7 protein-coding genes are annotated in these 6,985 nt (G+C 42.6%); 5 read left to right on the top strand and 2 right to left on the bottom strand.

The annotated features are described in order from the left end of the window. Positions 1-199 precede the first annotated feature (199 nt). Complete coding sequence (locus tag O9300_RS02615; RefSeq protein WP_287969878.1) at positions 200-1,117, top strand: alpha/beta fold hydrolase; 918 nt, start codon at positions 200-202, stop codon at positions 1,115-1,117. On the opposite strand, the gene O9300_RS02610 is transcribed toward O9300_RS02615, so the two are convergent. Continuing rightward, complete coding sequence (locus O9300_RS02610) at positions 1,092-1,922, bottom strand: hypothetical protein (protein ID WP_287969875.1); 831 nt, start codon at positions 1,920-1,922, stop codon at positions 1,092-1,094. The genes O9300_RS02615 and O9300_RS02610 overlap by 26 nt on opposite strands. Positions 1,923-2,178: 256 nt before the next feature. On the opposite strand from O9300_RS02610, the gene O9300_RS02605 reads away from it, so the two are divergent. Next, on the top strand, positions 2,179-2,415 hold the full coding sequence (locus O9300_RS02605; protein ID WP_052278213.1) for a ferredoxin-thioredoxin reductase variable chain: 237 nt from the start codon (positions 2,179-2,181) through the stop codon (positions 2,413-2,415). 16 nt (positions 2,416-2,431) lie between these two features. Here the strand turns inward: O9300_RS02605 and tyrS are convergent, their stop codons facing one another. Beyond that, positions 2,432-3,649 (bottom strand): tyrosine--tRNA ligase, encoded by a 1,218-nt coding sequence (gene tyrS / locus O9300_RS02600; RefSeq protein ID WP_287969873.1) that lies wholly within the window; start codon positions 3,647-3,649, stop codon positions 2,432-2,434. Positions 3,650-3,846: 197 nt separating this feature from the next. Here tyrS and O9300_RS02595 point away from each other — a divergent pair, with 197 nt between their 5' ends. The 3 genes from O9300_RS02595 (at position 3,847) to O9300_RS02585 (ending at position 6,726) form a co-directional block, all read left to right on the top strand. Beyond that, on the top strand, positions 3,847-5,532 hold the full coding sequence (locus O9300_RS02595) for a glycosyltransferase (protein ID WP_287969871.1): 1,686 nt from the start codon (positions 3,847-3,849) through the stop codon (positions 5,530-5,532). A gap of 95 nt (positions 5,533-5,627) precedes the next feature. Next, positions 5,628-5,852: a ferredoxin family protein gene (locus O9300_RS02590; protein ID WP_041804484.1), complete on the top strand. Its 225-nt coding sequence runs from the start codon at positions 5,628-5,630 to the stop codon at positions 5,850-5,852. A gap of 136 nt (positions 5,853-5,988) precedes the next feature. After that, positions 5,989-6,726 (top strand): ABC transporter ATP-binding protein, encoded by a 738-nt coding sequence (locus O9300_RS02585; RefSeq protein ID WP_287969868.1) that lies wholly within the window; start codon positions 5,989-5,991, stop codon positions 6,724-6,726. Positions 6,727-6,985 lie beyond the last annotated feature (259 nt).

The raw sequence follows: 6,985 nt of genomic DNA, 5'->3' as shown, positions 1-6,985 counted from the left end.
TCAGGTGGTCAACTACCTAATTTTCAGGGAAAAAGTCCAGGAATTTTCCCCCCGATCCCCGCAATGGCTGGCACTTTTTGAGGGGAAAAAAGTCCAAAAGTCTTATCCAACAAGGTTTTTAGATTTATTCAGCAGACCCTACTTAACCTGACAGTATATATTAAGAAAAGCAACAAATACTTTACAGATAAACAAAAATATGCAACAAATTCTAGAATTAGAGACACAACCAAAAATTTGGCATTGGCGGGGATTCAAAATCACCTATCAGAGTGCGGGGGAGACGGGACCGGCGATCGTGCTTGTGCATGGATTTGGGGCATCTTGGGGACATTGGCGGAAAAATATCCCTGTTTTAGGCGAAAAATGTCGCTGTTTTGCCCTAGATTTAATTGGTTTTGGCGGTTCCGACAAACCCGAACCGAAAAACGAGATCGATTACACTTTCGAGACTTGGGGGGCGCAAATTGCCGATTTTTGTCGGGAAGTGGTGGGGGGTCCTGCTTTTTTGGCGGGTAATTCCATCGGTTGCGTCGCCATCATGCAGGCTGCCGTCGATCATCCCGATTTTGTCCTTGGGGTGGCGGCGATTAATTGTTCCCTCAGACTACTGCACGAAAGAAAACGGGGTAAATTACCCTGGTATCGTCGTTTAGGTGCGGATATTGCCCAAATAATTCTCAAAAATAAAGCAATTGGGGCTTTTTTCTTCCAACAGATCGCTAAACCCCAGACAGTGCGTAAAATTCTCCTGCAAGCTTATCGGCGCTCGGAAGCGGTAACGGAGGAATTAGTGGAAATAATCCTAAAACCCGCCAGAGATCAGGGAGCGATCGAGGTTTTCCTCGCTTTTACCGGTTATTCTGGCGGCCCACTGCCAGAAGACCTGCTGCCGATTCTCCCCTGTCGGGCTATTCTGCTTTGGGGTAGCGAGGATCCCTGGGAGCCCTTGGCCTTGGGCCAAGAATTAGCAAGATTCCCGACCGTAAAACAGTTTATCCCCTTAGCCGGTTTAGGCCACTGTCCCCAGGACGAGGCCCCAGAAATAGTTAATCCGATTTTATTAGACTTCCTGCAAGCTCAAAGTTCCTCTAGTAACCAGAAGGCTGGGCATTAATGGGTTGTTGGATGGAGAAACCTCGGTTAATACTTTCAGGTGGGACTTGATTGGGGGTGCCATTATTGTTGGACGGCATTCCCTGATTGGGATAACCAGTGACGTTAGGTTGACTGCCGTAGACGGGGGCCTGATATACGGGGGGTTGATAATAGTTGGATTGGTTGCTAGAGCCGGGGACGGGGTTAGGGTTGGCATTATTCCGGGAGGGTGGGGCCTGAACATTTTGTTGCTCAGGGGAATAATTTCCCTGGGGGTTGACTTGATTCGGGCTGCCCCCGGGGTTGGGATTAGGAAAATTATTCAAGTTAGGAGTCCGCGAGCGATTTTCGATTTCCCTTTGTAAAGGATAATTGCTAGTGTCGCCACTAATCGGTCGCACTTGAATCGGTTGCAGACTTTTACTAGCCTTCGGAGCCTGATTTTGCTTAGGCTGCGGCATTAACGGGGTGAACAAAGAGGGTTTCTGGTTGTTATCGGGATTAGTATTTAAAGGATTAAAAGGCTGGGTCGAGGCCGGTTTATTCAGGCGAGCGGTATTATTATGGGCAGGAATGGCCGGCAATGGTACAGCAGTGGGGAGAGGAGTATCGGTAATCTGGTTAGCCCTGATTTCCCGCTCCTCCAAGGACATTCCTGGGGTATCTAATACCGAACCCAACCATTCAGGATTCTGTTGATATACCCACAAAGCAATTAGAGCCAAGGAAAATATTCCTAACGGTAGCCAAAATAAAGGTTGGGCAAAGGGTTTTAATCCCGCCAGGAAATAGCGCATGGAAGAAGAATCTTTATAGTCACTCATACCGCTTAACCCTCTATAGGTTTTCCCCCATGCTATCAAATCAGTGAGCAGTTATCAGTTTTTTAGCCGTCAGCCTTGCACAACAGGTGACGCTTAGGTTGCTCCCAGTATTGCTGCTTACGAACAAAAGTATCGTCAAAGCTCAAGCTCTAGGTTTCAATCTTAAGAGTTTTCAGTTCCCCGTTCCCTGATACGGCGTACAATGATAAGATTGTCTTCAAAGATACAATAGGCGTTTGTCTTCGCTAGAGAGTTTATGAAAGTTGGCGATCGAGTTCGTGTAATTGAGTCTGTGGTAGTTTATCACCATCCTGAACACAAATCGGATCCTTTTGACGTGAAAGGACTAGAGGGAGAGGTAAAAGGGATTGTCACCGAATGGCGTGGTAGACCGGTTAGCGCCAACCTACCCGTCCTCGTCGAGTTCAGTAAAAAGTTTAAAGCCCATTTTCGAGATTTTGAGTTAGAAATCGTGGAAAAAGCCGCCGAATAGGGACTTTTTCGCTTATTTAAGCTACGAAGCGAATAAATTTATTTTTGCCCACCTGTAGGACTTTTCCGGTTAAACCTTCGGCTGTCTCAAAACTTTTGTCCACATCGGTGATTTTCTCACTATCGATCCTCACCGCACCCCCCTGAATCTGTCTTCTCCCTTCGCCGCTACTTTTACATAAGCCGGTGGCCGAGAGAAGATAGAATAATTTCAGGGGAAAAGTGACCGCTGCTAGGGAAAATTCGGGTACAGAAGCTGCTGCTGCTGTATTTCCCTGTAGAACTATCTCCTGCGCCGTTTTTTGTGCTTTTAATGCCTCCTCTTCTCCGTGAAACTGGGCAACTACCTCGATCGCCAGTTGTTTTTGTGCCTCTCGCGGATTGCTCGCCATAGCATCTAAGGGCAAATTTGTCAATAGTTCGTAATAATCTTTTAACAAAGCGTCGGGGGTTTTTTCCAGTTTCGAGTACATGGACAGGGCCGATTCCCGCAATCCCACATAATTATTCAGGGATTTGGACATTTTTTGACTGCCATCGGTTCCGATTAAAATCGGTAAAAGTAGCCCGAATTGCCGTTTTTTACCGAAATATTTCTGCAAATCACGACCGACGGCAATATTAAATTTTTGATCAGTTCCTCCCAATTCCACATCGGCCTCGACAGCTACGGAATCATAACCCTGCATTAAGGGATAGAGAAATTCATGGAGAAAAATCGGGGTTTCCTGGTCGTAGCGTTCGGAAAAGCCTTCTTTTGCCAACATTTGCCCCACGGTCATGGTGGAGAGGAGTTCGAGAATTTGCGATAGGTCTAATTTCCCCAACCATTCCGAGTTATAGCGAATTTCTAGGCGATTAGGGGTGTTAAAATCTAAAATTGGGCGTAATTGTGCCAGATAATTCTCGGCATTGGCTCTCACTTCTTCGATGGTCAATTGTTTTCTAACTTCCGATTTTCCCGTCGGATCGCCGATTCTAGCGGTAAAATCACCAATAATCACCACTGCTACATGACCGGCATCCTGGAAAGCACGCAGTTTCCGAAAAGGGATACTATGACCTAGGTGAATATCGCTGCCGGTGGGGTCAATACCTAGTTTAATTCTTAAAGGGCGATCGGTGGTTTGCAGTAGTTGGGTTAAATTTTCCCTAGGATCTTGGGAGTCGGGTTGATGGGGGAATAGGTCACTGGTTCCACGGGTTAGCCAGTCTAGGGAGGAAGATACGGTCATTGTTGCTCATTTTCCACAGCCTTCCCATTATAGTTTTTTATTATGTCAAGTAACAAGCCAAAGGTAAATAAACTGGTATCTTCAATAAGAGTCGATAACATCTTGACAATTCTCCCGATCAAATATAGAGTCTTAAAATCTTCTTTTTCAAAATTATCAAAAAATTTCCCTGTCTTGAATTGCGATCAGATAAGCCGATGAATCCTAGTTTTAATAACTCTATACCAGTGCAGAGGATCAAAGTTTCTGTAATTGTTTCTACCTATAAATCCGCGGAGTTTATCCGGGGTTGTCTAGAGGATTTAGTTACTCAAACTCTTTACGAAAAGGGAGAAGTAGAACTTATTATTATCGATAGTGCTTCCCCGGAGAATGAAGGGGAGATTATCCAAGAGTTTCAAGAAAATTATCCTAATATTATTTACCAGAGAACTAGAGAACGAGAAACCCTCTACCGCGCTTGGAATCGTGCTATTAAACTAGCTAGGGGTTCCTATATCACCAATGGGAATACCGATGATCGTCGCTGTTTTAATGCTCTGGAAATTATGGCTAATTATCTAGATAACAATAGAGAGATTAGCTTGGTTTATGCCGATCAATTAATTACCACCCTCAAAAATGATACTTTTGCCACCACCCCAGCTGTAAAACATTGGAATTGGCCACATTACTCCTATCAACAGATGCGTCAAGGTTGTTGTGTGGGTTCTCAACCAATGTGGCGAAAAATGCTGCACGATAAATATGGTTATTTTCAGGAAAATTTTCGCTGTGCCGGTGATTACGAATTTTGGTTAAGAATCGGCATTCAAGGCGAAAAAATGGCTTTAATTCCTGAGATTTTAGGGTTATATTATTTAAATCTCCAAGGCTTAGAACATGGCAGTAATGGTCAAGCATTACAGGAACATTATCAAGTGTGTAAAATCTATAAAATTCCCCACCCAGACATTAAGGATATAGAAATTAAACCCAATCCAGTTAAGATGGAAGATTTAGGCATAATTTTACAGGAAGATGAGCGAGAAAAATTACAAACAATTCAAGCTATCTCCCGGAAAAGATGCCCAATTATTGTTATTGATGGCGTGATCTTTCAACTTAAGCAACGAAAATTAGCCAGAATTTGGTCTTCAATTCTAGAGCATTGGAGTCAATTAGAATTTAGTCAACACATTGTTATTTTAGATAGAAATAACACCGCACCAAGATGGGAAGAATTTAAATATTGGCCTGCGGAATCCTACGATTATAATTGTACGGGAAAGGATGCCAGAAAAATTCAAGCTATTTGCGATCGCCTACAGGCAAATTTATTTATTTCCACTTTTTATACCAGTCCCTTAAACACTCCTTCTCTACTTTTGCTTGCTTATGAATTCCCAGAAGAAAACGGCAATTTACCAGTAGATTTAGAAAAACACTATGCAATTTTATCCGCTTCTAGAATCATCGCTTTTTCCTCTGATATTGCCCAAGATTTAAGAAAGTTATACCCCAAAATTACCCCAGAAAAGATTGATATTATCGAGTTTTTTGAAGTTAATCAAACAATAGCGGAAGAAATCAGTGATTTTCTCTGGTATGCGCTCAGTGAAAGTAAGGAATCAAGTCAGAATCAAGTCTGGTTAGAGTTAAGAAAATTACAGGAAGCACAACAGATAATGTATCTGAAACAACAGCAAGATTATCGTACTATAAAAGAGATGGAAATATCCCTAAAAGAATTAGAAAATAATCATAATTATCTCCAGAAAAATAATCAGGAATTACGGGAAGAAATTAACTATTTGTCCTCCCGTAAGGGAATAGTAAAAACCCTAGCGAAAACTTCTATTTTACTTCTTGCTAAGATCAAGAAAAAACTCCCAATATTTTAGGGAATTAAGAGAAAGTTTCCTAACAATGATCCGATCTTGGCACGGCAGTGCCTAAAAGTGGTAAAGTAATGTTAAGAATTAGAGGAGAAAACACTGTGCCACATTCGATCGTCACTGGAACTTGTGAAGGGGTTGCCGATTGCGTTTCCGCTTGTCCTGTTGCTTGCATCCATCCCGGACCGGGTAAAAATGTTAAAGGAACCGATTGGTATTGGATTGATTTTGCCACTTGTATCGACTGTGGTATCTGTCTACAAGTATGCCCCGTCGAAGGTGCAATTCTGCCACAAGAACGTCCCGATTTACAAAAAACTCCCTAATTTATCAGTTATCAGTGATCAGTTATCAGTTATCAGATGTGAGTTTTCAGTTCACTGATTACTGTTGACTGAAAATGCTTCCCACTTCCCAATTCATAATTCATATTACTGTCTCCTATCTCCTTTTTACCTTACCATGGATTATCTTTTAGAAGTTGAACAAGTTTATGCTGGTTATGTGCAGGATTTATACATATTGCAAGGGGTTAACTTTCGCATTGCACCGGGGGAATTAGTCACGGTTATCGGTCCCAATGGTGCGGGAAAATCTACCCTCGCTAAGACGATTTTTGGTTTATTAAAACCCAGTGCTGGAACTATCACTTTTAAGGGACAAAATATCGCCGGTTGGAAATCTAATCAAATCGTTCCCCTCGGAATGGGTTATGTTCCCCAAATTGCTAATGTTTTTCCATCCCTGAGCATTGAAGAAAACCTTGAAATGGGAGCTTTTACGAGCAAAGGAAATATAAAATCTTTAAAAGAGCGCATTTATGCCATGTTTCCTCGTTTGGACGAGCGCCGTCGTCAGAAAGCTGGCACTTTATCCGGAGGAGAAAGACAGATGTTAGCCATGGGACGAGCGCTGATGTTGCAACCGGATTTATTAATTCTCGATGAACCTTCAGCAGCTTTATCTCCTATTTTAGTAACCAGCGTTTTTGAACAGATAAAAGCGATTAATCAGACGAGAACTGCCATTATTTTAGTAGAACAGAATGCCAAAAAAGCCCTAATGATGTCCGATCGAGGTTATGTTTTAGAAAGTGGTCAAGATCGTTTTCAGGGATCGGGTCAAGATTTACTCAATAACCCGAAAGTAGGGGAATTATACCTCGGAGCGGCTGATCATGGTGCCAAACGAGATGATTAGGAATTTGTTCAGGATTGAGGGGGATTTTGATTTCTTCCCAGAATTTAGCGATAGGATAGTAATTGAGTACAAATCTCTACGGCCCTGATGTCAAGGTGATAAGCCAGCAACCCCTAAATAGGGTCTGCTGAATAAATCTAAAAACCTTGTTGGGTAAGACTTTTAGACCTTTTGTCAATCAAAAAGTACTGGATCTGGGAGTGATCGGGGGGAAATTTAGGCACTTTTTCCCTGAAAATTAGGTAATTGGCCACCTCAA

Source organism: Microcystis sp. LE19-195.1E (assembly GCF_027532095.1).
GTDB lineage: Bacteria > Cyanobacteriota > Cyanobacteriia > Cyanobacteriales > Microcystaceae > Microcystis > Microcystis aeruginosa.
Note: the sequence above shows the minus strand (reverse complement) of the source record. Positions and strands in the feature narration are given on the sequence as shown.